This is a genomic window from Enterobacter sp. NFIX58 (genome assembly GCF_900110475.1).
Lineage (GTDB): Bacteria > Pseudomonadota > Gammaproteobacteria > Enterobacterales > Enterobacteriaceae > Enterobacter > Enterobacter quasiroggenkampii.
On the sequence record NZ_FODW01000002.1, the window covers coordinates 477,209 to 502,410 of the forward strand.

24 protein-coding genes are annotated in these 25,202 nt (G+C 58.0%); 10 read left to right on the plus strand and 14 right to left on the minus strand.

Features of this window, described 5'->3' with window-relative positions; genetic code table 11:
- Nucleotides 1–11: 11 nt before the first annotated feature.
- The 3 genes from plsC to BMW97_RS11900 form a co-directional block, all read right to left on the minus strand.
- Entirely contained in the window at nucleotides 12–749 is a 738-nt protein-coding gene (gene plsC / locus BMW97_RS11890; protein ID WP_024906505.1) for a 1-acylglycerol-3-phosphate O-acyltransferase, read from the minus strand.
- Nucleotides 750–912: 163 nt separating this feature from the next.
- On the minus strand, nucleotides 913–3,171 hold the full coding sequence (parC, locus tag BMW97_RS11895) for a DNA topoisomerase IV subunit A (RefSeq protein ID WP_045909972.1): 2,259 nt from the start codon (nucleotides 3,169–3,171) through the stop codon (nucleotides 913–915).
- Between the two features lie 118 nt (nucleotides 3,172–3,289).
- A complete protein-coding gene (locus BMW97_RS11900; RefSeq protein ID WP_045334456.1) occupies nucleotides 3,290–3,691 on the minus strand; it encodes a YgiW/YdeI family stress tolerance OB fold protein in 402 nt (133 codons plus the stop codon).
- Between the two features lie 138 nt (nucleotides 3,692–3,829).
- Here BMW97_RS11900 and qseB point away from each other — a divergent pair, with 138 nt between their 5' ends.
- The 4 genes from qseB to BMW97_RS11920 all read left to right on the plus strand — a co-directional run bounded on the left by qseB (nucleotide 3,830) and on the right by BMW97_RS11920 (nucleotide 6,868).
- Nucleotides 3,830–4,489 (plus strand): quorum sensing response regulator transcription factor QseB, encoded by a 660-nt coding sequence (qseB, locus tag BMW97_RS11905; RefSeq protein ID WP_023326078.1) that lies wholly within the window; start codon nucleotides 3,830–3,832, stop codon nucleotides 4,487–4,489.
- The gene (gene qseC, locus BMW97_RS11910; RefSeq protein WP_045909973.1) at nucleotides 4,486–5,835 is read left to right on the plus strand and encodes a quorum sensing histidine kinase QseC; all 1,350 of its coding nucleotides are present in this window, start codon (nucleotides 4,486–4,488) and stop codon (nucleotides 5,833–5,835) included. Before qseB ends, qseC begins: the two co-directional genes overlap by 4 nt.
- A 105-nt stretch (nucleotides 5,836–5,940) precedes the next feature.
- A complete protein-coding gene (locus tag BMW97_RS11915; RefSeq protein WP_024906501.1) occupies nucleotides 5,941–6,522 on the plus strand; it encodes an NAD(P)H-dependent oxidoreductase in 582 nt (193 codons plus the stop codon).
- Between the two features lie 31 nt (nucleotides 6,523–6,553).
- Complete coding sequence (locus BMW97_RS11920) at nucleotides 6,554–6,868, plus strand: putative quinol monooxygenase (RefSeq protein WP_008502984.1); 315 nt, start codon at nucleotides 6,554–6,556, stop codon at nucleotides 6,866–6,868.
- A gap of 96 nt (nucleotides 6,869–6,964) precedes the next feature.
- Here BMW97_RS11920 and BMW97_RS11925 read toward each other — a convergent pair whose 3' ends face one another.
- The 5 genes from BMW97_RS11925 to BMW97_RS11945 are packed head-to-tail and all read right to left on the minus strand — an operon-like array spanning nucleotide 6,965 to nucleotide 11,638.
- Entirely contained in the window at nucleotides 6,965–7,852 is an 888-nt protein-coding gene (locus BMW97_RS11925) for a MurR/RpiR family transcriptional regulator (protein WP_045909974.1), read from the minus strand.
- On the minus strand, nucleotides 7,849–8,799 hold the full coding sequence (locus BMW97_RS11930; protein ID WP_045910157.1) for an iron-siderophore ABC transporter substrate-binding protein: 951 nt from the start codon (nucleotides 8,797–8,799) through the stop codon (nucleotides 7,849–7,851). The genes BMW97_RS11925 and BMW97_RS11930 overlap by 4 nt, the downstream gene beginning before the upstream one ends.
- A 9-nt stretch (nucleotides 8,800–8,808) precedes the next feature.
- Nucleotides 8,809–9,849 carry a FecCD family ABC transporter permease gene (locus BMW97_RS11935; protein ID WP_045909975.1) on the minus strand — a complete coding sequence of 347 codons (1,041 nt, stop codon included), beginning with the start codon at nucleotides 9,847–9,849 and terminating at the stop codon, nucleotides 8,809–8,811.
- Nucleotides 9,846–10,829: a FecCD family ABC transporter permease gene (locus BMW97_RS11940; protein ID WP_045909976.1), complete on the minus strand. Its 984-nt coding sequence runs from the start codon at nucleotides 10,827–10,829 to the stop codon at nucleotides 9,846–9,848. Before BMW97_RS11940 ends, BMW97_RS11935 begins: the two co-directional genes overlap by 4 nt.
- Nucleotides 10,826–11,638, minus strand: a complete 813-nt coding sequence (locus BMW97_RS11945; RefSeq protein ID WP_045910158.1) for an ABC transporter ATP-binding protein — start codon at nucleotides 11,636–11,638, stop codon at nucleotides 10,826–10,828. Before BMW97_RS11945 ends, BMW97_RS11940 begins: the two co-directional genes overlap by 4 nt.
- A 382-nt stretch (nucleotides 11,639–12,020) precedes the next feature.
- Between BMW97_RS11945 and BMW97_RS11950 the strand changes: the two genes are divergently transcribed.
- Nucleotides 12,021–14,162 (plus strand): TonB-dependent siderophore receptor, encoded by a 2,142-nt coding sequence (locus BMW97_RS11950; protein WP_045909977.1) that lies wholly within the window; start codon nucleotides 12,021–12,023, stop codon nucleotides 14,160–14,162.
- Nucleotides 14,163–14,288: 126 nt separating this feature from the next.
- On the opposite strand, the gene parE is transcribed toward BMW97_RS11950, so the two are convergent.
- From parE to nudF, 5 genes are read right to left on the minus strand one after another with little or no spacing between them, the layout of a single operon-like run.
- A complete protein-coding gene (parE, locus tag BMW97_RS11955) occupies nucleotides 14,289–16,181 on the minus strand; it encodes a DNA topoisomerase IV subunit B (RefSeq protein WP_014833290.1) in 1,893 nt (630 codons plus the stop codon).
- Nucleotides 16,182–16,209: 28 nt separating this feature from the next.
- Nucleotides 16,210–16,791, minus strand: a complete 582-nt coding sequence (gene yqiA, locus BMW97_RS11960) for an esterase YqiA (RefSeq protein WP_008502976.1) — start codon at nucleotides 16,789–16,791, stop codon at nucleotides 16,210–16,212.
- Complete coding sequence (gene cpdA / locus BMW97_RS11965) at nucleotides 16,791–17,618, minus strand: 3',5'-cyclic-AMP phosphodiesterase (protein WP_045909978.1); 828 nt, start codon at nucleotides 17,616–17,618, stop codon at nucleotides 16,791–16,793. Before cpdA ends, yqiA begins: the two co-directional genes overlap by 1 nt.
- 27 nt (nucleotides 17,619–17,645) lie before the next feature.
- Entirely contained in the window at nucleotides 17,646–18,068 is a 423-nt protein-coding gene (locus BMW97_RS11970; protein ID WP_003862516.1) for a DUF1249 family protein, read from the minus strand.
- The gene (gene nudF, locus BMW97_RS11975; protein ID WP_024906492.1) at nucleotides 18,065–18,697 is read right to left on the minus strand and encodes an ADP-ribose diphosphatase; all 633 of its coding nucleotides are present in this window, start codon (nucleotides 18,695–18,697) and stop codon (nucleotides 18,065–18,067) included. Before nudF ends, BMW97_RS11970 begins: the two co-directional genes overlap by 4 nt.
- A 204-nt stretch (nucleotides 18,698–18,901) precedes the next feature.
- Here nudF and tolC point away from each other — a divergent pair, with 204 nt between their 5' ends.
- From tolC to BMW97_RS11990, 3 genes are all read left to right on the plus strand, one after another.
- Nucleotides 18,902–20,380, plus strand: a complete 1,479-nt coding sequence (tolC, locus tag BMW97_RS11980) for an outer membrane channel protein TolC (protein ID WP_045909979.1) — start codon at nucleotides 18,902–18,904, stop codon at nucleotides 20,378–20,380.
- A gap of 194 nt (nucleotides 20,381–20,574) precedes the next feature.
- Nucleotides 20,575–21,243: a DUF1190 family protein gene (locus BMW97_RS11985; RefSeq protein WP_045909980.1), complete on the plus strand. Its 669-nt coding sequence runs from the start codon at nucleotides 20,575–20,577 to the stop codon at nucleotides 21,241–21,243.
- Between the two features lie 2 nt (nucleotides 21,244–21,245).
- Complete coding sequence (locus BMW97_RS11990) at nucleotides 21,246–22,406, plus strand: glutathionylspermidine synthase family protein (protein ID WP_090392874.1); 1,161 nt, start codon at nucleotides 21,246–21,248, stop codon at nucleotides 22,404–22,406.
- An 82-nt stretch (nucleotides 22,407–22,488) separates the two neighbouring features.
- On the opposite strand, the gene ygiD is transcribed toward BMW97_RS11990, so the two are convergent.
- Nucleotides 22,489–23,277, minus strand: a complete 789-nt coding sequence (gene ygiD, locus BMW97_RS11995; protein ID WP_032653440.1) for a 4,5-DOPA-extradiol-dioxygenase — start codon at nucleotides 23,275–23,277, stop codon at nucleotides 22,489–22,491.
- A 196-nt stretch (nucleotides 23,278–23,473) separates the two neighbouring features.
- Here ygiD and zupT point away from each other — a divergent pair, with 196 nt between their 5' ends.
- Both zupT and BMW97_RS12005 read left to right on the plus strand, forming a co-directional pair.
- The gene (gene zupT / locus BMW97_RS12000; protein ID WP_045909982.1) at nucleotides 23,474–24,247 is read left to right on the plus strand and encodes a zinc transporter ZupT; all 774 of its coding nucleotides are present in this window, start codon (nucleotides 23,474–23,476) and stop codon (nucleotides 24,245–24,247) included.
- A gap of 331 nt (nucleotides 24,248–24,578) precedes the next feature.
- A complete protein-coding gene (locus BMW97_RS12005; protein ID WP_045909983.1) occupies nucleotides 24,579–25,139 on the plus strand; it encodes a fimbrial protein in 561 nt (186 codons plus the stop codon).
- Nucleotides 25,140–25,202: the final 63 nt, after the last annotated feature.

Consider the following 25,202-nt stretch of genomic DNA (forward strand, 5'->3'; position numbering starts at 1 on the left):
TCAACGCCGGATTAAATCTTACCGGCGGCTTCTCTCTCTGCGACTTCTTTGTCGAGCAGCGCAATATGCTCAGCCATCAGATCACGGCAGTGCGCGGCCAGCTCGCGCACCTGATCTTTACCGTATTTGCTGGTATCGACGGGTGGCAGCATTTCGACAATCACCAGCCCGTTATTCAGGCGGTTAAGATTAATCTTATTCGAAGTATTGGAAACGCACACAGGAATAATTGGAACACCTGCCGCAATTGCGGCATGAAACGCACCGGTTTTAAACGGCAGCAGGCCGCGGCCACGGCTGCGCGTCCCTTCCGGGAACATCCAGATTGAAATTTTGCGCTTTTTAAAATGATTCACCACTTCTGCAATGGTGCTGTGCGCTTTTGCACGGTTATTACGGTCAATCAGCAGGTTACCAGTAAGCCAGTACAGCTGACCAAAAAACGGGATCCATAGCAGGCTTTTTTTGCCCACCGTCACGGTCGGTGGAAGCACGATATTAGAGGCCGTCACCATATCGTAGTTGTTCTGATGGTTGGCGATATAGATGGCGTTACCGAAATTCTCCGCCCCTTCCGGCAGACGTTTTTCAACTTTCAGACCAAACAGCGGCGCAAGGCGCCCGAACATATGGCCAAAGGTGGCGACATGCTTCGGATTACGCGGGCTGAACAGGCAATAAATAGAGCCGAAAATACAGACCAGAATGCAGTAGATAACGGTAAGAATAAGACGAACAATATATAGCATAGCGACCTCTGAAGCCCTAACAGCTGACAATTATACTTCACCTGTGGCCAGGTAAGGACTTTATTACGAGCGCGTATTGTTAATCGCAACGCACGAATTAACAACGATTTTACGGGAAATTTTATTGAAATTCCCCCTCCGGACAGAGGGGGATATCACGACATTACTCTTCGCTGTCACCCGCAGCGCTGCGTGCAGGAGAGTCTATCTCCACGCGATCGATACGCTGCAGACCGCGCATCAGCGAGCCGCGGCGACCGCGCTCACCCACCACCTTCTGCAGCTCTTCCGGACGAAGCTTGATTTTGCGCTTGCCGACGTGAATGGTCAGGGTGCTCTGCGGCGGCAGCAGGAAGAGGTGCGCCAGGCCATCTTCGCCTTTCGCGGCCTCCGCCGACGGGATGTTGATGATCTTGTTGCCCTTGCCTTTTGACAGCTCAGGCAGATCGCTGACCGGGAACATAAGCATGCGTCCGGCGGTGGTGATCGCCAGCAGCATGTCGCTTTCGTTCTCGATCACCAGCGGTGCCATCACGTGAGCGTTGTCCGGCAGGCTAATCAGCGCCTTACCGGCACGGTTGCGGGAAACCAGATCGTTGAAGGTACAGATAAAGCCGTAGCCCGCATCAGACGCCAGCAGCAACTTCTGGTCATCGGCTTCCATCAGCATATGGTCAACCGTCGCGCCCGGCGGCAGCGTCAGCTTGCCTGTAAGCGGCTCGCCCTGCCCACGCGCGGAAGGCAGCGTGATCGGGTCAATGGCGTAGCTGCGCCCGGTGGAGTCGATAAACGCCACCGGCTGGTTGCTCTTGCCTTTCACCGCCGCTTTGAAGCTGTCGCCCGCTTTGTAGCTGAGCCCCGGCGCGTCGATATCGTGGCCTTTGGCGCTGCGCACCCAGCCGCTCTGCGACAGGACAATGGTCACCGGCTCGGACGGCTGCATGTCGTGCTCGTTCATCGCCTTCGCTTCTTCGCGCTCGTGCAGCGGAGAACGACGGTCGTCGCCAAACGCGTCGGCATCGGCCTGCAGCTCTTTCTTCAGCAGGGTATTCATCTTGCGTTCGGACGCGAGGATCGCCTGCAGCTGATCGCGCTCTTTTTCCAGTTCGTTCTGCTCGCCGCGGATCTTCATCTCTTCCAGTTTGGCGAGATGGCGCAGCTTCAGCTCAAGGATCGCTTCGGCCTGGGTTTCGCTGATGCCAAAGCGTGACATCAGCGCGGGCTTCGGCTCGTCCTCGGTACGGATGATCTCAATCACCTCGTCGATATTGAGGAACGCCACCAGCAAACCTTCAAGGATATGCAGGCGCTTAAGCACTTTCTCGAGACGATGGTTCAGACGACGGCGTACCGTATCGCGGCGGAACGTCAGCCATTCGGTGAGGATCTCCAGCAGGTTTTTCACCGCCGGGCGCCCGTCGAGGCCGATCATGTTCAGGTTGATGCGATAGCTTTTTTCCAGATCGGTGGTGGCAAACAGGTGGTTCATCACCTGCTCCATGTCCACGCGGTTGGAGCGCGGCACGATCACCAGACGGGTCGGGTTCTCGTGGTCCGATTCGTCGCGCAGGTCGTCGACCATCGGCAGCTTTTTATTGCGCATCTGGGAGGCGATCTGCTCCAGCACTTTGGCACCGGAAACCTGATGCGGCAGCGCGGTGATGACCACGGCGCCGTCTTCTTTATTCCACACCGCACGCATGCGTACGGAGCCGCGACCGTTCTGGTAGATTTTGCGGATTTCCGCGCGCGAGGTGATGATTTCGGCTTCGGTCGGGAAATCCGGACCCTGCACGATATCCAGCAGATCGTCGAGTGAGGCTTTCGGCTGCTCAATCAGGGTGATGGCGGCTTTCGCCACTTCACGCAGGTTGTGCGGCGGAATGTCCGTCGCCATACCGACCGCAATCCCGGTGGTGCCGTTCAGCAGGATGTTCGGCAGACGCGCAGGCAGCATCTTCGGCTCCTGCAGCGTACCGTCGAAGTTCGGTACCCAGTCAACGGTCCCCTGCCCCAGCTCGCCCAGCAGCACTTCGGCATATTTAGAGAGGCGGGATTCGGTATAACGCATCGCCGCGAAGGATTTCGGATCGTCCGGCGCACCCCAGTTCCCCTGACCATCCACCAGCGGGTAGCGGTAAGAGAACGGCTGGGCCATCAGCACCATCGCTTCATAACAGGCGCTGTCGCCGTGCGGATGGTATTTACCCAGCACGTCACCGACGGTACGGGCGGATTTCTTGAACTTGGCGGTGGCGTTCAGCCCCAGTTCGGACATCGCATACACGATGCGGCGCTGAACGGGCTTCAGGCCATCCCCGATAAACGGCAACGCCCTGTCCATGATGACGTACATGGAGTAGTTCAGGTAGGCGTTTTCCGTGAATTCATGTAGCGCGAGGCGCTCTGCCATATCGCTCATTACGTGTGATTCCTCAACTCAGAAACCGAAGGGTTTCAGGCAATATTGCCGCAGATACTACCCTATCTGACGAGTTGAGTCACAAAGAAAAAGGGCCGCTTATGCGGCCCTTTCCGGGTTATTTGTTCAGCTTAATGACCTGCTTCACGTCGATTTCAAAATCGTTCCACTCTTTATCGACCTTGCCCTGGATTTCCACTTTATCCTGAGGGCTGACGGTCACGCCGTTCCAGCGCTTGTGGTCAATTTCCACGTTCACCGTGCCGGTCTCATCGCGGAAGGTGTAGCGGTCATCGGACAGGCGCTGGGTGATGTTCCCGCGCAGCTTCACCCAGCTGTCGTCCTTCATCTCTTTGACCTTCACCGCGGTGGTGAGGTTGGCGTCATTATCGACAAAACCGCCTGCCTGCGTTTGGGTCTGGGTCTGTGCGGCAGACGGGCCGTTAAATCCGCCCTGCGCGGCAAAAACGGGGGCAGTGGTCATCATCATGATGGCGGCAATAGCAGCGAATTTTTTCATATTAACTCTCCCTTTAATCTGGTTTCGCAGTCCATTAAACAGGGTAATCCTTAACAACTTCTTAAGGGAGAAATTTATTTATTATCGCTGTACAGCAGGTGCTTACAGAGGGTTTACTGACGGCATCAAGGAGGGAATATGCGCATTTTACTGGTAGAAGACGACACGTTAATCGGCGACGGTATCAGGGCGGGTTTAAGCAAAATGGGCTTTAGCGTGGACTGGTTTACCGACGGTAAAACCGGTCAGGCCGCGCTCGCGTCTGCGCCCTATGATGCCGTGGTGCTGGATCTGACGCTGCCGGAAATCGACGGTCTGGACATCCTGCGCGCGTGGCGCGAAAGCGGGCGCAGCGAGCCGGTATTGATCCTGACCGCGCGGGATGCGCTTAACCAGCGCGTGGAGGGGCTGCGTCTTGGCGCGGATGATTATCTCTGCAAGCCGTTCGCACTGATTGAAGTGGGCGCCCGCCTTGAGGCGCTGGTCCGCCGCAGCCACGGCCAGACGCATAGCGAGCTACGCCACGGCAAGGTCACGCTCGATCCGACCCGACTCGTCGCCACGCTGGACGGTGAACCGCTGACGCTGAAGCCGAAAGAGTTCGCCCTGCTGGAACTGCTGATGCGCAATGCAGGCCGCGTGCTCCCTCGCAAGACGATTGAGGAAAAACTGTATACCTGGGATGACGACGTCTCCAGCAACGCGGTAGAAGTCCACGTTCATCACCTGCGCCGCAAGCTTGGCAGCGAATTTATCCGCACCGTGCACGGCATCGGCTATACCCTGGGTGACGCATGAAGCTGACGCAACGCCTGAGCCTGAAGCTGCGCCTGACGCTCCTCTTTTTAGCGCTCTCCCTGACGGCATGGTTTGCCGCCAGCCTGGTGGCCTGGCAGCAGACCACCCACAAGCTGGATAAGCTCTTCGACACGCAGCAGATGCTGTTTGCCAAACGGCTGCTGACGATGGATCTTGACGAGATCCGCGCCCCCGAACGGATGCGCGAGATCCCAAAGAAAGTGAAGCATGGCCGTCTCGATGACGACGCGCTGGCTTTCGCCATTTACGCCGTCGACGGCAAAATGCTGCTGAACGACGGCGAGAACGGGCGCGATATTCCGTATCACTATCGCCGCGACGGGTTTGCTTACGGGCAGCTCCAGGACGACAACGACGAATGGCGTTTCCTGTGGCTGACCTCACCCGACGGGAAGTACCGCGTGGTGGTCGGTCAGGAGTGGGAGTACCGCCAGGATATGGCGCTGGACGTGGTCAGCTCGCAGCTCACGCCCTGGCTGGTGGCGCTGCCCGTGATGCTGCTCTTGCTAATTCTCCTCCTGAGCCGGGAGCTGAGGCCGCTGAAAAAGCTGGCGCAGACCCTGCGCTCTCGCTCGCCGGATGCGACCGAGGCGCTTGTGCTTCATGGCGTCCCCACGGAAGTGCGCCCCCTGCTCGACTCGCTGAATCACCTCTTCGCGCGTACCCAGGAGATGATGACGCGCGAGCGCCGATTTACGTCCGACGCGGCCCACGAGCTGCGCAGCCCGCTGGCGGCCCTGAAGGTGCAAACTGACGTGGCGCAGCTCTCGCAGGACGATCCGCAGGCGCGGGAAAGAGCGCTGGCGCAGCTGCATGCGGGAATCGACCGCGCTTCCCGGCTGGTGGACCAACTCCTCACGCTGTCGCGTCTGGACTCGCTGGACAACCTGGACGATGTCGAACCGATAACGCTTGCCGATTTACTGCAGTCGGCGGTGCTGGATATCTGGCATCCGGCGCAGCAGGCAGGGATTGATATTCGCCTCAACAACCATGCCCCGCAGGTCAAGCGTCAGGGACAGCCCCTGCTGCTCAGCCTGCTGGTGCGCAACCTGCTGGACAATGCCATCCGCTACAGTCCGCGCGGCAGCGTGGTGGACGTTACGCTGGACGCGCGTAGCTTTAGCGTGCGCGACAACGGTCCTGGCGTTGACCCCGAGGTGCTGGCGCGCATCGGCGAGCGTTTTTATCGTCCACCGGGCCAGAACGCCACGGGCAGCGGGCTGGGACTCTCTATCGTCAGGCGCATTGCCGCGCTGCACGGAATGCGCGTCTCGCTGAGCAATGCGGCGGAAGGCGGCTTTGAGGTGAAGGTCAGCTGGTAACGGATTATTGCATCTCCAGCAAAAGACTTTGCACATTTTGCTCATTTTTCCGCTCCGTCCTCGCGCGTAGAATACCCGGCATACTCTCATCGTCGAGGACAAAAAATGAGCAACATTCTGATTATTAACGGTGCAAAAGAATTTGCGCACTCTAAAGGCCAGCTGAATGACACCCTGACCGAGGTCGCGGACGGTTTCCTGCGCGACGCCGGGCATGATGTTAAGGTCGTGCGCGCAGACAGCAACTACGACGTGAAAGCCGAAGTGCAGAACTTCCTGTGGGCTGACGTGGTGATCTGGCAGATGCCAGGCTGGTGGATGGGCGCGCCGTGGACCGTGAAAAAATACATGGACGACGTGTTCACGGAAGGTCATGGCTCTCTGTATGCCAGCGATGGCCGCACCCGCTCTGACGCGTCTAAAAAATACGGTTCAGGCGGTCTGATTCAGGGCAAAAAATATATGCTGTCACTGACCTGGAACGCCCCGCTGGAAGCCTTCACCGAGAAAGATCAGTTCTTCGAAGGCGTGGGCGTGGACGGCGCGTACCTGCCGTTCCACAAAGCGAATCAGTTCCTGGGCATGGATCCGCTGCCGACCTTTATCGTCAACGACGTGATTAAAATGCCTGATGTCCCGAGCTATATCGCAGAATATCGCAAGCATCTCGCGAAAATTTTTGCTTAACTGGTAGCCTGGAATTAAAGGAGTAGTAAACATGCTTACCGTTATCGCAGAAATCCGTACTCGTCCAGGTCAACATCACCGCCAGGCGGTGCTGGATCAGTTCGCGAAAATTATCCCGACCGTACTGAAAGAAGAAGGCTGCCACGGCTACGCGCCGATGGTGGATGCCGCCACTGATGCCAGCTTCCAGGCGACCGCGCCGGACTCGATCATCATGGTTGAGCAGTGGGAAACCGTCGCGCACCTTGAAGCGCATCTGCAGACCGCGCACATGAAAGCGTGGAGCGACGCGGTGAAGGGCGACGTGCTGGAAACCCACATCCGCATCCTGGAGCAAGGGGTTTAAGTTCTTGGAATTTGCCGGGTGGCACTGCGTTTACCCGGCCTACAAAACCTGAACCGTAGGCCCGGTAAGCGCTAGCGCCACCGGGCTTTGTTGTTTTTAGCTGCTTTTCTTCCCCGGCTTTAACCCGCGATGGAGCTCGTTGATGCGCTTCATGGACTTGATGGTGCGCTGCGGCTCGGTAGAAGCGACGGACAAAATGATCATCTCCAGACAGAGCAGCACCGTGCCGTGGAGCGGGATTTTGCCCTTTTCGCCACCGCGCGGAACGTGGATCACCACGCTGGCCTCCTTACTGAAACGCGAATCAAGGGCGTTGGTCAGCAGGATGGTGGGAATGCCCAGACGCTTTGCTTCACGCAGGGTGGTTTGCCCCTCCCGGTGCGCGGATTTCTGCGCCATCATCACCAGCACGTCACCGCGCTGAAGCGCAATCAACTGCTCGGCAAGCCCTATCCCGGTACGGTTGAGCTGCGTGGCGGGTAACCCCATACGGCTGAACAGCCTGGCGGTGTACTCGGCCAGAATGCCGGAGGCGCCAATGCCAAATATGGCGACCTGTCTTGCCTGTGCCAGCAGTGAGACCGCCTGCGCCATCGCGTAGCGGTTGTGGGGCTCGGATAACACCTCGCAGGTGTGCTGATGTCCCTCCAGCACGAAATCAATGCTCGCGTTGACGTCGCTGGCGAGCGTGTTCACCGTGGTGGACATCTTTTCGCTGGAGGTAACCACCGGGCCAAACCACTGCTCCAGCGTCTGCTTGAGATCGCGCAGCCCGGCGAAACCCAGCGCCTGTATGGCGCGGACCACCGTGGCATCCGAGGTTTTCACTACGGTAGCAATCTCCATGGCGGTCTGCTCCATCACCGCCTCGCGGTTGTCATGGATATAGCGTGCGACCTGCAGCAGACGCGGCGTCAGCTGATGCGCTCGCGCGCGAAAGCGGTCGCCATAAACATCCACGCGCCCTTTCTCTTTGCGGATCACCGTGACGCCTCCGGCAGCGGACGCCCGGCAATCTGCGACTGCACCTGCGCGGCCATCAGCCCTAATGACGCGAACGAATTCGAGATCGCCTCTTCACGCGAGATCAGCACGTAGTGCCCGGTTCGGCAGGCAGTCAGGAACTGACACCAGCCCGGCATGACCGCCTCCATTGCCGCCAGCTCGTCCTGCGGTTTACCGCCCGTATCCCCGCGCCAGGTCGCGAAGACGAAATCGGCATCCAGCTCCGGCAGGCGCTCGGCGCTGACGTCGATGCGCCCTCCGTCCGGGATGGCCTCAATCAGTGGCGGGAATTTGAATCCGGCGTCGCGCAGCACGCGGCCCAGCGAGTGGTAGCTGTGCATGGCGTTGATTTTCCCCTGATTAGCCTGAATCACCGACACGGTGATTTTGCGCGTGTCGATGGTCGCCTTCAGCGCCTTGATTTGTTCCTGATAGCGGCGTTCCAGAATGTTTAGCCTTGCCTGCGTGCCCGTGAGCTGCGCCAGCTTGCGGTAGATTTCCGGCGCGCCGCCGTCGAGATGATCGATGCTCACCGTCGGGGCAATTTTCGCCAGCTGTTCCACCGGGGTGTTGCGGGTCGGCTCGGTAACGATCAGGTCAGGTTTTGCGGCGGCGATGGCTTCGATGTCGATATCGGCCGTGCCGATAAATTTGATATCGGAATTATCGAAGTCGACGCCGGTCAACATGCCGCTGGATCGCAGAAAATGGCTGCCGTCCGGCCGCGTGCGGCCATGGCTCACCACCGGCGGCACGCCAAGCTCAATCAGCGGAATGGTGATATCCAGATCGTGTAATGAAACAATCCGCTTCGGATGAACCGGCACAACCACCTTGCGTCCCAGATCGTCGGTAAATACCTGCGTCGGCTCCGCCGCGCTCACCGCGAACCCCACCAGCAACAGCATCGAAAACAGTATGCGCATCATAGTCCCCTAAAATCTGTCCCGACGCTGCCAGAGCAGCAGCAGGAAAAACGGTCCGCCAATCAATGAAATCACAATTCCCGCCGGCAGCTGCAGCGGGAGGAATGCCAGACGTCCGACGTTATCCGCCAGCAGCACCAGCAGCGCCCCCAGCACGGCGCTTCCCGTCAGGAGCGCGGTTTGCCCACCGCGCAGCAGCAGGCGCGCCATGTGCGGGGCAATCAGCCCCACGAAGCCAATGCTGCCCACGCAGGAGACGCAGGCCGCCGTCAGCACCACCGGAGCGAGAACCCGCAGCAGCGCCAGCCGGGTTGTGCGCACGCCAAGGCCCGTAGCGGTCTGATTGCCGAGCAACGCCACGTCCGCGGCCCGGGCGGTAAACAGCAGCAGCGCAAACGCGGGGGCGGCCCAGAGTGCGGCCAGGCCTACAAGCGTCCAGTTTGCCGCATGCAGGCTTCCCGCCAGCCACAGCATCGCCGTCTGCACGTCACGCACGTCGGCGGTGGTCATAAAGACACCCATCGCCGCGGCAAACGCCCACGACACGCCGATGCCGATCAGGATGAACCGCGGGCGCGAGATATCGCGCGCCAGGACGATCACCAGCAGCGCGGTGAGCAGCCCACCGGCCATGCCGACCAGCGGACGCCAGGCCAGGCTCAGTGCCGGGAACTGAAAAATCAGCAGCAGTACCGCCGCGCTACAGCCCTCCTTCACGCCGATAAGCCCCGGGTCAGCCAGACCGTTGCGGGTGATGGACTGCATCGCCGCCCCCGCCATGCCGAGCATCGCGCCGCACAGCACCGCCATCAGCAGGCGCGGCAGACGGATATCCATCACGACGTAGCGCGTCTCCGCCGTCAGACTTTCAGGCGAAAACAGCGCACGCCCGATGACGGAGGTTGGAATGGGCAGAGAACCGTGCGTCAGGCCAAAGCCCAGCAGGCTTAGCGCCGCCAGCGCGAAAAGCGACAGGTACGCCAGCGCTTTCGGGCGAATCAGCGCCGACAGGTGGCCAACGCGGATCGCGCGGAGTCCGGCCCGGTTCATTTGAACATCCTCGACGCCATAAAGATGAACACGGGCGCGCCGACCAGGGCCGTCATGATGCCGGTTGCCAGCTCCCAGGGGGTAAACAGCGTGCGGGCAGCGATATCCGCCAGCAGCAACACCAGAGCGCCGCACAGGGCCGACAGCGGCACCATCACGCGCAAATCGACCGACACCAGACGGCGGATGAGCTGCGGCACCACAAGGCCGATAAAGCCAATCGGTCCGGCGAGGGAGACGGCCGCGCCGCAGAGCAGCGCGATGGCCAGCAGGGCAAGGAGGCGGGTTTTCAGCAGCGACACGCCAAGCCCCTGCGCCATTCTGTCGCCCAGCGCCAGCATGTTGAGCGAGGGCGACAGCCCGATAGCAAGAATAAAACCGGCTGCTGCAGCCCACAGGGCACTCTGGAGCATCTGCGCGTTGACTCCGGCGATATCACCTGCCAGCCAGGTGCGCAGAGAGAGCAGCGTCTGTTCATCCAGGATTAACACCGCGGCGGTAATCGACGAGGCAAACGCCGACATCGCCACGCCGCACAGGGTGACCTTCATCGGCGTGAGCCCGATGCGACCGGTCGAGGAGAACATCAGCACCAGCAGAAACAGCGCGGCGGCACCGACGGCGGCAATCAGCGGGCGACCAAACGGCAGCGAAAGCCCAAGCGCGCTGGCGATCACCACCGCCAGCGCTGCCCCGGCGTTGAGCCCCAGAATATGCGGCTCGCCGAGCGGGTTGCGGATCACGGACTGCAGCAGCACGCCCGCCACGCCGAGCGCGGCGCCTGTCACCATTGCGGCGCAGAGGCGCAGCAACCGTAGTCTGATGATGATGTTATGGTCGAAATTGCGCGGATCGAAGTGAACGACTGCCTCGACTACCGTCCGGGGAGGGATAAACCGCGCCCCGATACCGAGATGCACAATCGCGCCCAGCGCCAGCAGTAATGTAAAAATCAGGAAGGCGAGAGAAGCGCGCATCATGGCTGTTCAAGGCTCTGGCGAAACGGCATAAAGAACGGTTTGCCGGTCAGGGGGTTGATGGACATATGCACGTCCACATCAAACACCGCTTTGATCAGTTCCGGCGTGCAAGCGTCGCCTTCATGTAACACCCCCTCGACTTTTCCCTGGCGTAAAAAGACCAGTGAATCACCGTAGTTCACGGCAAAGTTGAGATCGTGCAGCACCACCACCACGGTACGCCCGTGCTGGCGGGTCAGGGCGTGCAGCAGTTCCAGGATCTCCACCTGATAGCGGAGATCGAGGTACGTCGTCGGTTCGTCAAGCAGGATATACGGCGTTTGCTGCGCCAGCGCCATGGCGATCCAGCAGCGCTGACGCTGGCCGCCGGATAAGCTTTCCACCGGCATATGGGCAAACTCTGCCGTGCCGGTCAGTCGAAGGGCCTCTTCCACCGCCCGCTCGTCCTCGTCGCTCCACTGACGCATAACGTTTTGCCAGGGAAAACGCCCGCGCGAGACCAGTTCAAAAACGGTTAACCCTTCCGGCAGCAGCGGCGACTGCGGGAGAATGCCAAGCTGACGGGCGACCGCTTTGGTGGGCTGCTCATGAATGGCTTTACCGTCCAGCAGCGCGGTTCCCCCAAGCGGCTGCAGCAGCCGCGCGATAGTGCTCAACAGCGTGGATTTTCCACAGCCGTTCGCCCCGACCAGCACCGTCATTTTCTGCTGAGGGATCGCAAGGGAGATATCATCAACGATGATTTTTTTCTGATAGCCCGCAGAGAGGTTCTCCAGAACCAGACCCGGTTTGTGTGTGTTGTGAGCCACGTGAACGCCAACGTAATGAAAAACCAACAAATAAAAATAAAACTCATTCTCTTTTGAGAGTTTGACGCCGCGCCATGTAGTAGTCAAGCGAAGAAACACCCTGAAAAAACCAGGGGTAAACCAGAGAAAAAATGAGTCCATCAAGGCTTTTAAAAACATTTATTTCAATGAGTTAAATATTAACCCGCTGCGCTTACGTACGCGGTTAACTGCTGTAGTCGATTTTTTCTTTTTTTCATTTACTACTACATTCCCTCATGATTGAATGATTCTCAATTACATGTCCGATGCCATTTCCGGCTAACGGACAGACCGTAAAGGGCAATGACTCACACAGTTTGCCGCGAACGCATTCGCGGGATATTTCGGGATAACAGATGTAATGGCTACGTTCACACCTTCACTCTCAGGGATAAAAGGGCGCGCGCTCTTTTCACTGCTGTTTATGGCGCCGCTGGTGCAGGCAGCAGACACCACCGCGGCTAAAGACGGCGAAACGCTTACCGTCACCGCCGATCCAAATACTTCGGCGGAAGCCACCAACGGCTACCAGCCGCTGAACACCTCCACCGCAACGCTGACCAACATGCCGATGCTGGATATCCCGCAGGTGGTCAATACCGTCAGCGATAACGTGCTGGAGGATCAGCACGCCACCACGCTGGATGAAGCGCTCTATAACGTCAGCAACGTGGTGCAGACCAATACCCTGGGCGGTACGCAGGATGCCTTTGTGCGCCGCGGGTTTGGCGCGAACCGCGACGGGTCAATCATGACCAACGGCCTGCGCACCGTCCTGCCGCGCAGCTTTAACGCCGCCACCGAGCGCGTGGAGGTGCTGAAAGGCCCGGCCTCCACGCTGTACGGCATTCTCGATCCGGGCGGCCTGATTAACGTCGTCACCAAACGCCCGGAGAAGACCTTCGGCGGTTCCCTTTCCGCCACCTCTTCCAGCTTTGGCGGCGGCACCGGACAGGTCGATGTGACCGGCCCGATCGACGGCACGCGCCTGGCGTATCGCCTCACGGGTGAGTATCAGGACGAAGATTACTGGCGTAATTTTGGCAACGAACGCAGCACCTTTATCGCCCCATCCCTCACCTGGTTCGGCGACGATGCCACCGTGACCGTGCTCTATTCGCATCGCGACTATAAGACGCCGTTCGATCGCGGTACGATCTTCGATCTCAACACCAAAAAGGCCGTTGATGTCGATCGCAAAACCCGCTTTGACGAACCGTTTAACATCACCGACGGCCAGTCCGACCTCGCTCAGCTCAACGCGGAATACCGTCTTAATAGCCAGTGGACCGCGAAGTTCGACTACAGCTACAGCCAGGACAAATACAGCGATAACCAGGCCCGCGTCATGGCCTACGATGCAAAAACCGGCAACCTGACCCGCCGTGTGGATGCGACCCAGGGCTCGACCCAACGCATGCACAGCACCCGCGCGGATCTGCAGGGGAATGTGGATATTGCGGGCTTTTACAATGAGATCCTGACCGGCGTGTCGTATGAGAATTACGATCTGTTGCGCACGGACATGATGCGCTGTAAAAACGTCAAGGATTTCAATATCTATCACCCGACGTATGGCAATCTCGGCAAATGCACCACCGTGTCGGCGTCCGACAGCGACCAGACGCTCAAGCAGGAAAGCTACTCTGCGTACGCGCAGGATGCCCTGTACCTGACCGATAAGTGGATCGCCGTCGCCGGGATGCGCTATCAGTATTACACCCAGTACGCGGGCAAAGGTCGTCCGTTCAACGTCAACACCGACAGCCGCGACGAACAGTGGACGCCAAAGCTGGGGCTGGTTTACAAGCTCACGCCATCCGTCTCGCTGTTTGCCAACTACTCGCAGACGTTTATGCCGCAGTCGTCCATTGCGAGCTACATCGGCGACCTGCCGCCGGAAACGTCGAATGCCTACGAAGTGGGCGCGAAGTTCGACCTGTTCGACGGCGTTACGGCCAATATCGCGCTGTTTGATATTCACAAACGCAACGTGCTGTACAACGAAAGCGTGGGGGGTGAAACCATCGCCAAAACCGCGGGCCGCGTGCGCTCCCAGGGCGTGGAGGTGGATCTTGCCGGATCGCTGACCGAGAACACCAATATCATCGCCAGCTACGGGTATACCGACGCGAAGGTGCTGGAAGACCCGGACTACGCGGGCAAACCGTTGCCGAACGTGCCGCGCCACACCGGCTCCCTGTTCCTGACCTACGACATTCATAATGCGTTTGCCGGGAATACCCTGACGCTGGGCGGCGGCGGGCACGGCGTGAGCCGTCGTTCCGCAACCAACGGTGCGGATTACTATCTGCCGGGCTATTTTGTGGCGGATGTATTTGCAGCGTATAAAATGAAGCTGCAGTATCCGGTGACGCTGCAGGTGAACGTGAAGAACCTGTTTGATAAGACCTACTACACGTCGTCCATTGCGACCAACAACCTGGGCAACCAGATTGGCGACCCGCGCGAAGTGCAGTTTACGGTGAAGATGGAGTTTTGATGTCAGTGCGGGGTGTTCCCCTCACCCTAACCCTCTCCCCAAAGGGGCGAGGGGATCGATCGTAGGCCCGGTAAGCGCAGCGCCACCGGGCAAAAAAAAGCCCTGCATCGCAGGGCTTTTTCAGCATCAGGCCTCAATATCCGCCATATCGCCTTTCTCCTGCAGCCAGTTACGACGGTCTTCCGAACGTTTCTTGGCAAGGAGCATATCCATCATAGCGTTGGTCTGCTGTTCGTCTTCGTCGCTGATCGTCAGCTGCACCAGACGGCGCGTGTTCGGATCCAGCGTCGTTTCGCGCAGCTGCATCGGGTTCATCTCGCCCAGCCCTTTAAAGCGCTGCACGTTAGGCTTACCCTTCTTACGCTTCAGCTGTTCCAGCACGCCCGCTTTCTCTTCTTCCGTCAGCGCGTAGTACACCTCTTTGCCGAGGTCGATACGGTACAGCGGCGGCAGCGCCACGTAGACGTGACCGTTTTTCACCAGCGTGCGGAAGTGCTTCACAAACAGCGCGCACAGCAGCGTGGCGATGTGCAGACCATCGGAGTCCGCATCCGCGAGGATACAGATCTTGCCGTAGCGCAGCTGGCTCAGATCGTCGCTGTCCGGATCGATGCCGATCGCGACCGAGATATCGTGGACTTCCTGCGAGGCCAGCACTTCATCAGACGAGACCTCCCAGGTGTTCAGGATCTTACCCTTGAGCGGCATGATCGCCTGATATTCACGATCGCGCGCCTGCTTGGCCGACCCGCCCGCCGAGTCCCCTTCCACGAGGAACAGTTCGGTACGGTTGAGATCCTGCGCGGTACAGTCTGCCAGCTTGCCCGGCAGCGCAGGGCCGCTGGTCAGCTTTTTACGCACCACTTTCTTCGCAGCACGCAGACGACGCTGGGCGCTGGAAATCGCCATTTCAGCCAGCATTTCTGCCGCCTGAACGTTCTGGTTCAGCCACAGGGTAAACGCATCTTTCACCACGCCGGAAACGAACGCCGCGCACTGGCGTGACGACAGGCGTTCTTTGGTCTGACCGGCAAACTGCGGATCCTGCATCTTCACGGAGAGCACATAAGCGCAGCGGTCCCAGATATCTTCCGCCGACAGCTTCACGCCGCGCGGCAGGATATTGCGGTATTCGCAGAATTCGCGCATCGCATCCAGCAGTCCCTGACGCAGGCCGTTGACGTGGGTACCGCCGAGCATGGTGGGGATCAGGTTAACGTAGCTTTCGGTCAGCAGCTCGCCGCCTTCCGGCAGCCACAGCAGCGCCCAGTCCACCGCTTCGGTGTCGCCGGTGAAATTGCCGACGAACGGTTTTTCCGGCAGCGTCGGCAGGCCGTTTACCGCTTCGCACAGATAGTCATTAAGGCCATCTTCGTAGCGCCAGGTCTGCTCGGTGTTGTTGACGTTATCCTTAAAGGTAATTTCCACGCCCGGACACAGCACCGCTTTGGCTTTCAGCAGGTGCGTCAGGCGGGAAACGGAAAAGCGCGGGCTGTCGAAGAAACTCTCGTCAGGCCAGAAGTGAACGCTGGTGCCGGTGTTGCGTTTGCCGCACGTCCCGACAACCTGCAGATCCTGCACCTTCTCGCCGTTTTCAAACGCGATGTTGTACACCTGACCATCGCGACGGACGTTCACTTCCACGCGTTTGGACAGGGCGTTGACGACGGAAATCCCCACGCCGTGCAGGCCGCCGGAGAACTGGTAGTTTTTGTTGGAGAACTTACCGCCCGCATGCAGACGACAGAGAATCAGCTCAACGGCCGGGACGCCCTCTTCCGGGTGGATATCCACCGGCATGCCGCGCCCGTCGTCAATGACTTCCAGCGACTGATCGGCGTGCAGGATGACGTCAACGCGTTTGGCATGGCCCGCCAGCGCTTCGTCCACACTGTTATCAATAACTTCCTGGCCCAGATGGTTTGGGCGCGTCGTATCGGTGTACATCCCCGGGCGGCGGCGAACCGGCTCAAGCCCGGTGAGGACCTCAATGGCATCAGCGTTATAGGTTTGCGTCATGATTTAAACTAGCAATTCGCATTGATTGTCAGTGGCTGTGCAGTCCAAGAAAATCGACAATCTGGGTGAAATGATTCTCAAAGCCCGTGAAAGCATGGTTTCCGCCCTCTTCTATAGTCTGGCGGCAGGAGGCGTAATACGCCACTGCCTGGCGGTAATCCAGCACTTCATCTCCCGTCTGCTGCAGCAGCCAGATGAGATCCGGCGCCTCGAGCGGGTCGACCTGCATAACTTTGAGATCGTAAATATGGCGTGACTCTAGCACATATTGCTGGCCGGTGTAGGGGTTCTCGTTTTCGCCAAGAAAGTCCCGCAGCAGCTCAAATGGCCGTACCGCCGGATTAACCACCACGGCGGGCAGCATAAAGCATTGCGAGAGCCAGGTGGCGTAATACCCGCCCAGCGATGAACCGACCACACCGAAGGTTTCGCCGCCGTGCGCAAGCACAATGGATTCCAGCATCTCCGCGGCTTCTGCCGGGTAAGGCGGCAGCTGAGGGATAATCATCTCAACGTCGGGGTGGTGCTCGCTCAGCCACTGGCGAAACTGTGTCGCTTTTGCGGAGCGCGGCGAGCTGTTGAATCCGTGCAGATAAAGGAGCGTAGACATCAATAGCCTTCTGAAGCGGTGTCCGGGCGGAATTGTGCGCCGGTCAAACGGCAGACTTCCGTGGTCAGCGTGCCGTCGGCATGCAGTTCCAGCCAGCGCCAGCCTGGCGCAATCGTATCCAGCGTAAAGTTGGCGCAGTGCGGCTTAAACTGAACGCAGGTAGACGGCGTCGCCAGCATGCGGCGCCCGTTCCAGTCGAGATCCTGCTCCTGGTGAATATGCCCGCACAGCAGATTTTTCACCCGCGGGAACTTCGCCAGCACGCGATCCAGCGCCGCGGAGTTGCGCAGACTGTGCTGATCGAGCCAGCTGCAGCCCGCCGGCAGAGGATGATGATGAAGCAACAGCAGCGTGTGACGTTCAGGTTCAGCAGCCAGTTTGGTCTCCAGCCAGTCGAGCTGAAACTCGCTTAACTCACCGTGCGGGACGCCAAACACCTGGCTGTCCAACAGTAGGATCTGCCACTGGTCACCCGCAAAAACACATTTCGCCGGAGAAATCCCCGCATCCTGAAGAGAACTGTACATGGCGGGCTGGAAATCGTGGTTGCCTGGTAGCCAGACGCAGGGCACGCTAAAGCTCGCGATGCCTTCAGCAAAATGCTGGTAGGCCGCGGAAGATTGGTCCTGCGCCAGATCGCCCGTTGCGACAATCAGATCGCATGCACGGTTTTCAGCGTGAATGGCGCTCAGTACCGCCTGATAACTCTCCCAGGTGTTCACCCCCAGCAGCGTTTCATGCTTTTCGGCAAAAAGGTGGGTATCGGTGATTTGTAATATCCTGACTGGCGCCCCACCAGCAACAGTCAGGTTCAACAGGCTTTCCAAATGGTGTCCTTAGGTAGGTTTATGACGCTAACAAACCGGAATCGCCATTGCTCCATGTGCTAAACAATATCTTAGCCAGTCGGCTAAAAACTGGTTAATTTGATGCTTTTCGTCGCGTTGATGCAACTTTTTATTCGGGTAATCATACCGCGCCTTGAAGCGAAAGATCTGCTGGCTTGAACACACTTCAGCGACCATCGCGTCGTGATAGAGGCGTACCGTCATCGACGGCAGGCTCCAGTAGCTAATGCTGGGAGCCGTTTGCTCAATCTCCACCAGCGTAGTGTAGCGCGTTGATTCTGTTATCGTTAATCGATACTGCGCGTTGCTCACCTGATAGCTTACCGTTTCGCCGGGTGCGTCGTTTCTCGGCAGCAGGCGGCGCAATTGTGCGAAATTGGTTTCGCACAGGCGCATCATTTCTGGGAAGTCAGGCGTATAGCGCTTCATTTTTTCCACTCGTTTCGTAATGTCTGATAATGCAGCTGCAGCCATTGCAGGGCGATGACAGACGCTGCGTTGTCGATTTTCCCCTCTTCTACCCACTGGTAAGCCTGTTCCCGGCTTACCACATGAACCCGAATATCTTCGTTTTCATCAGCCAGACCGTGAATGCCTTCTGCGGTCGTGGCGTCCACTTCGCCCACCATTATGGATAAGCGTTCGCTGGTGCCTCCCGGGCTTGCCAGATAGCTCAGCACCGGCTTTGTGCGGCCGACCACCAGCCCCGCCTCTTCCAGCGCCTCGCGCCGGGCGACGTCCTCAACCGACTCGCCTTCTTCGATCATCCCGGCCACCATCTCCAGCAGCCACGGGCTCTCACTGACGTCATAAGCGGCGATGCGGATCTGCTCCACCAGCACAACTTCGTCGCGCACTGGGTCAAAGGGTAGCAAGACTGCCGCATGCCCGCGCTCAAAAATTTCGCGTCTGATTTCGCCGCTCATTTCCCCGTTAAACAGGCGATGCCTGAAACGGTAAAGATCCATTGAAAAAAAACCGCTATAAAGCGTTTCTCGTGCAATAATTTCTACATCGTTTTTGGCGAAAGTCACGGGCAACTTATCTGGTTTTTGCATGAGTCGAGTCCTGGTAGCAATGGTGATGAAATTGTGAATTTCAAGGCTGTTTGGCTGCCGTTTGTAAGGCTATATGGTAGATTGGTGCAAATTACCGCCAGATGGCACGTAACGCCAACCTTTTGGTGTGGATGATTCTGTTAGAATCGGCAATTATTTTTTAATTAGATCAGCGCTAATACTGCTTCACAACAAGGAATGCAAATGAAGAAATTGCTCCCCATCCTTATCGGCCTGAGCCTGACGGGCTTCAGTGCAATGAGCCAGGCGGAAAACCTGTTACAGGTCTACCAGCAGGCACGTCTGGGCAACCCTGATTTACGTAAATCAGCGGCCGATCGTGATGCTGCGTTTGAAAAGATTAACGAAGCGCGTAGCCCCTTGCTGCCACAGTTAGGGTTAGGTGCAGATTATACCTACAGCAACGGTTTCCGCGACGCTAACGGCGTAAACTCCAATGCTACCAGCGCCTCACTGCAATTAACACAGACGCTGTTTGATATGTCCAAATGGCGTGCCCTGACCCTGCAGGAAAAAAGCGCAGGCATCCAGGATGTGACCTATCAGACCGACCAGCAGACGCTGATCCTGAACACGGCCACGGCGTACTTCAACGTGCTGAGCGCCATTGACGCGCTCTCCTACACCGAAGCGCAGAAACAGGCCATTTACCGTCAGTTAGATCAAACCACCCAGCGCTTCAACGTGGGTCTGGTGGCGATCACCGATGTGCAGAACGCCCGTTCACAGTACGACACCGTGCTGGCCAACGAAGTGACCGCGCGTAACAACCTCGACAACGCGCTGGAATCCCTGCGTCAGGTTACCGGGAATTACTATCCTGAGCTGGCCTCCCTGAACGTCGACAGCTTCAAAACGGATAAGCCGCAGGCCGTTAACGCCCTGCTGAAAGAGGCGGAAAACCGCAACCTGACGTTGCTGCAGGCGCGTCTGAGCCAGGACCTGGCCCGCGAGCAAATTCGTCAGGCGCAGGACGGCCATCTGCCAACCCTGAGCCTGAGCGCTTCTACCGGCATCTCTGACACCACTTACAGCGGCTCTAAGACCAACTCTGCCCAGTATGACGACAGCAATATGGGCCAGAACAAGGTGGGGCTGAGCTTCTCCCTGCCGCTGTATCAGGGCGGTCAGGTCAACTCCCAGGTGAAACAGGCGCAGTACAACTTTGTTGGCGCGAGCGAGCAGCTGGAAAGCGCTCACCGCAACGTGGTGCAGACCGTACGTTCATCCTTCAACAACGTGAACGCCTCAATCAGCAGCATCAACGCCTACAAACAGGCCGTTGTGTCGGCACAGAGCTCCCTGGACGCGATGGAAGCCGGTTACTCGGTCGGTACCCGTACTATCGTTGACGTGCTCGACGCGACCACCACGCTGTACAACGCGAAACAGCAGCTCTCCAGCGCGCGTTATCAGTACCTGATTAACCAGCTGAACATTAAGCAGGCTCTGGGTACGCTGAACGAGCAAGACCTGCAGATGCTGAACAGCGCACTGGGCAAGCCGGTCTCCACCTCTCCTGACAGCGTTGCGCCGGAGAACCCGGAGCAGGTTGCCGCGGTTGATAACTTCAACGCTAACGGCACGACCCCTGCTGCACAGCCTGCTGCCGCGCGCACTACCGCGCCTGCCAGCAAGAGCAATAATCCGTTCCGTAACTAAGCATTGCCCGATGGCGCTTCGCTTATCGGGCCTACTGAATCGTAGGCCGGGTAAGCGCAGCGCCACCCGGCGCAAAATCACATCCGAACGTAAGCCAACGTAAAGATCCCCCTGATTCCGCCCCTCTTCGCTTCATTTTCAACCACTCATCCTCTATCCTGAGCGTTATTGCCACTGGGTCCTGGAAGACAAATATGAAACGGACAAAAACGATCAATCACGCGTCGTTCCGCAAGAGCTGGAACGCACGTCACCTCACCCCTGTTGCGCTGGCGGTTACCGCTGTCTTTATGCTGGCAGGCTGTGAAAAAAACGATGAAACGGTTTCGCTGTATCAAAACGCGGACGACTGCTCTGCTGCCACCGGTAAAGCGGCCGAATGTAAAACGGCCTACACCAGCGCGCTGAAAGAAGCGGAACGCACCGCGCCGAAATATGCCTCACGCGAAGACTGCGTAGCGGAGTTTGGCGAAGGTCAATGCCAGCAGGCACCGGCTCAGGCCGGCACTGCACCAGAAAATCAGGCGCAGGCGCAGTCCAGCGGCAGCTTCTGGATGCCGCTGATGGCCGGTTACATGATGGGTCGTCTGATGGGCGGCGGTGCAGGCTACCAGCAGCAGCCGCTGTTTAGCTCGAAAAACCCGGCCAGCCCGGCTTACGGTCAATATACCGATGCCAGCGGCAAAGGCTACGGCGCAGCCACCCCTGGCCGCACCGTGACGGTACCGAAAACGGCGATGGCGCCGAAGCCTGCGACCACCAGCACCATCACCCGCGGCGGGTTCGGTGAGTCTGTGGCGAAACAGACCAGCATGCAGCGCAGCGCGACAGGCTCCTCTTCTACTCGCTCAATGGGCGGCTGATCATGGAACGAGTCAGTATTACCGAGCGTCCGGACTGGCGCGAAAAAGCCACCGAGTACGGCTTTAACTTCCACACCATGTACGGCGAGCCGTACTGGTGTGAAGACGCTTACTACAAGCTCACGCTGGCCCAGGTTGAGAAGCTGGAAGAGGTAACGGCCGAGCTGCACCAGATGTGCCTCAAGGTGGTGGAAAAAGTCATCGACAGCGACGAGCTGATGGCCAAGTTCCGCATTCCAAAGCACACCTGGAGCTTTGTCCGCCAGTCGTGGAAAACGAATCAACCTTCGCTTTACTCTCGCCTGGATCTGGCGTGGGACGGCAAAGGCGAGCCTAAGCTGCTGGAAAACAACGCCGATACCCCAACATCCCTGTACGAAGCGGCGTTCTTCCAGTGGATCTGGCTGGAAGACCAGGCCAATGCTGGCAACCTGCCGGAAGGCAGCGACCAGTTCAACAGCCTGCAGGAGAAGCTGATCGAGCGCTTCGCCGAGCTACGCGAGCAGTTTGGCTTTAACCTGCTGCATCTCGCCTGCTGCCGCGACACGGAAGAAGACCGTGGCACGGTTCAGTATCTGCAGGATTGCGCCGCCGAAGCGGAGGTGGCGACCGAGTTCCTCTATATCGAGGATATCGGCCTGGGTGAAAAAGGTCAGTTCACGGACATGCAGGATCAGGTGATCAGCAACCTGTTCAAGCTCTACGCGTGGGAGTACATGCTGCGCGAGATGTTCTCCACCAAGCTGGAAGACGCGGGCGTACGCTGGCTGGAACCGGCCTGGAAAAGCATTATCTCCAACAAGGCCCTGCTGCCGATGCTGTGGGAGATGTTCCCGAATCACCCGAACCTGCTGCCAGCGTACTTTGCGGAAGATAATTACCCGCAGATGGAGAAATACGTCGTTAAGCCGATCTTCTCCCGCGAAGGCGCGAACGTGTCGATTATCGAAAACGGTAAAACGCTGGAAGCGGTTGAAGGGCCGTACGGCGAAGAAGGGATGATCGTCCAGGAGTTCTATCCACTGCCGAAGTTTGGCGACAGCTATACGCTGATTGGCAGCTGGCTCATCAACGATCTGCCTGCCGGAATTGGCATTCGCGAAGATCGCGCGCTGATCACGCAGGATCTGTCACGGTTCTATCCGCATATTTTTGTGGAGTAAGACTTGCCCGGTGGCGCTGCGCTTACCGGGCCTACGCTCGACCTGTAGGCCGGGTAAGGCGAAGCCGCCACCCGGCATATTTTCACCCCACCTGCACCGACAGCATACTCAGGCTTCCCATCTCAATCCCGTCGACCGGGATCGTCACCGGCTCCTGGCCATCCCACGCGCCAAGCACGTACAGCAGCGGCAGGAAATGCTCCGGCGTCGGGTTAGAGAGCGAACCGCCCTCATGATCCAGATAGTTCACCAGCGGATGTGCCTCAGCCGGACCCTGCCAGGTCAGGTTCGCTTTAACGTAGTCGTTAAAAGCGGTCGCCCACGGGTAAGGCGTATTCTCACCGTGCCAGCGCGCCGTACGCAGGTTGTGCACCACGTTGCCGCTTGCCACCAGCATGATGCCTTCATCACGAAGCGTTGCCAGCTTACGGCCCATCTCCAGATGCCAGGCGGCCGGTTTGGTGCTGTCGATGCTCAGTTGCACCATCGGGATATCCGCATCAGGATACATTTTAATCAACACGCCCCACGAGCCGTGGTCAAAACCCCAGGCTTCTTTATCCAGCGCAACAGGAACAGGCGCCAGCAGTTCCACCAGCCTTTGTGCCAGCTCAGGCGAGCCGGGGGCCGGATAGTGCGTGTCATACAGCGCCTGCGGGAAGCCGCCAAAATCATGAATGGTCTTTGGCGCTTCCATGGCGGTCACGCCTGTGCCGCGGGTGAACCAGTGCGCGGATACCACCACAATCGCTTTTGGACGCGGCAGCGTCTCGCCCAGGCTACGCCATGCGCGGGTATAGACGTTGTCTTCCAGAACGTTCATTGGGCTGCCGTGGCCTAAAAACAGGGCTGGCATACGGGAAGAAGTCATGATGATATCCTTACAGAAGGTGTCAATTTAATGGTGCTACATTACGCGCAATCCGGCAAAGATGAACGCAGATAAGCGTGAAGATCATCATCAGGAAATTTGAATGTAAGGAATGTGTAAAGCCGGGGTTGGCCCCTCGCTTTGCCAGAAATGAATCATTTATATTAATGAGAATCATTATCATAAGGAGCAATGCATGTCAGTCCCTCTGATCCTGACCATACTGGCGGGCGCCGCGACGTTCATCGGCGCGATCCTCGGCGTGCTTGGTCAAAAGCCATCAAACCGCGTGCTGGCCTTCTCGCTGGGCTTTGCTGCCGGGATCATGCTGCTCATCTCCCTGATGGAGATGCTCCCTGCAGCGCTGGGCACGGAAGGCATGTCTCCGCTGCTGGGCTACGGCATGTTTGTCGTTGGCCTGCTGGGATACTTCGCGCTCGACCGCATGTTGCCCCACGCGCACCCTCAGGACTTAATGCAAAAAAACGTAGCGCCCGCGCCGCGCAACATTAAGCGCACCGCCATTTTGCTGACGCTCGGCATAAGCCTGCACAACTTTCCGGAAGGCGTGGCGACGTATGTCACCGCCAGCAGCAACCTGGAAATGGGCCTCGGCATCGCCCTGGCGGTGGCGTTGCACAATATTCCTGAAGGACTCGCGGTGGCCGGTCCGGTCTATGCCGCTACGGGCTCAAAGCGCACAGCAATCTTCTGGGCCGGGATCTCCGGCATGGCGGAAATTCTCGGCGGCGTGCTGGCCTGGCTCATCCTCGGTAGCCTGGTTTCGCCGGTCGTCATGGCTGCCATTATGGCCGCGGTTGCGGGGATTATGGTTGCGCTGTCGGTAGACGAGCTGATGCCGCTGGCGAAAGAGATCGATCCAAACAACAACCCAAGCTATGGCGTCCTGTGCGGGATGTCGGTGATGGGGCTAAGTCTGGTCTTACTTCAGGCCGCAGGCATTGGCTGACGTGACGGGCGCCTCCTGAAACGGAGGCGCCTATTATTTGTTAAAGGAATAACTTTTTACGGAATATACGCCCCGCCTCCTTCCATATAAAAAAATCAAGTTTTTTATTGAACATTACTGTGCGTAATAACACTAAACAATGCATCCGGCATTATAATTTACACTTCTTGAAATTCATCCACTTACAATAACCCGTATTTATATTTTAACTATATCTACAATGATTTTTAAGCGTGGTTAATCGCATTGCCCCGCCGAAGATCGATATACTTTCCTGGCAATATTCTGATTAATATTCAGGATATGAATTCAACTGAAAAAGGATATTTTCATGTTTACAGGAAAAAAAGCGCTTTTAGCCGTGGCAATGGCCACGCTTATTTCTGGATCGGCATTGGCTGCAGAACAAGGCTCAGGCAAGATCAAATTCAAAGGGGTGGTGATTGATGCGCCGTGCAGCATTGCTCCTGATAGCGTTGATAAAGAAGTCGATCTGGGTGAAATTACGACTGCCGTTATTAATGCCAATAAAAAATCGTCTCCCGTTGCGGTAGATATCAACCTGGAAAACTGCCAGCTGGACGATCCAGGCGATGAAACCGATACCCCAATCACCAAGGTTGACGTCACGTTCACCAGCTCCGCCACAGATACAACGGATACCAGCCTGATGACCAACACGTATGCCAGCGGTGCGCAGAACGTGGGCGTCCGTCTGCTGGATAATGCGGAAGCGAACATTACCCTGGGTAGCGCCAGTGAAGTTACCCTGCTGGCAGGCTCCGCCACCCAGACGCTGCACTTTAAGGCGCAGATGGAAGTGCTGAGCGGCAAAACGGCAACGCCGGGTCAGGTTGAAGCCACCGCAAACTATGTGCTGGCGTATAAATAATTCGAATTTACCTCGTTATCTACCGACTGGCTCGTTATGCCAGTCGGCATTTTATATTTACCT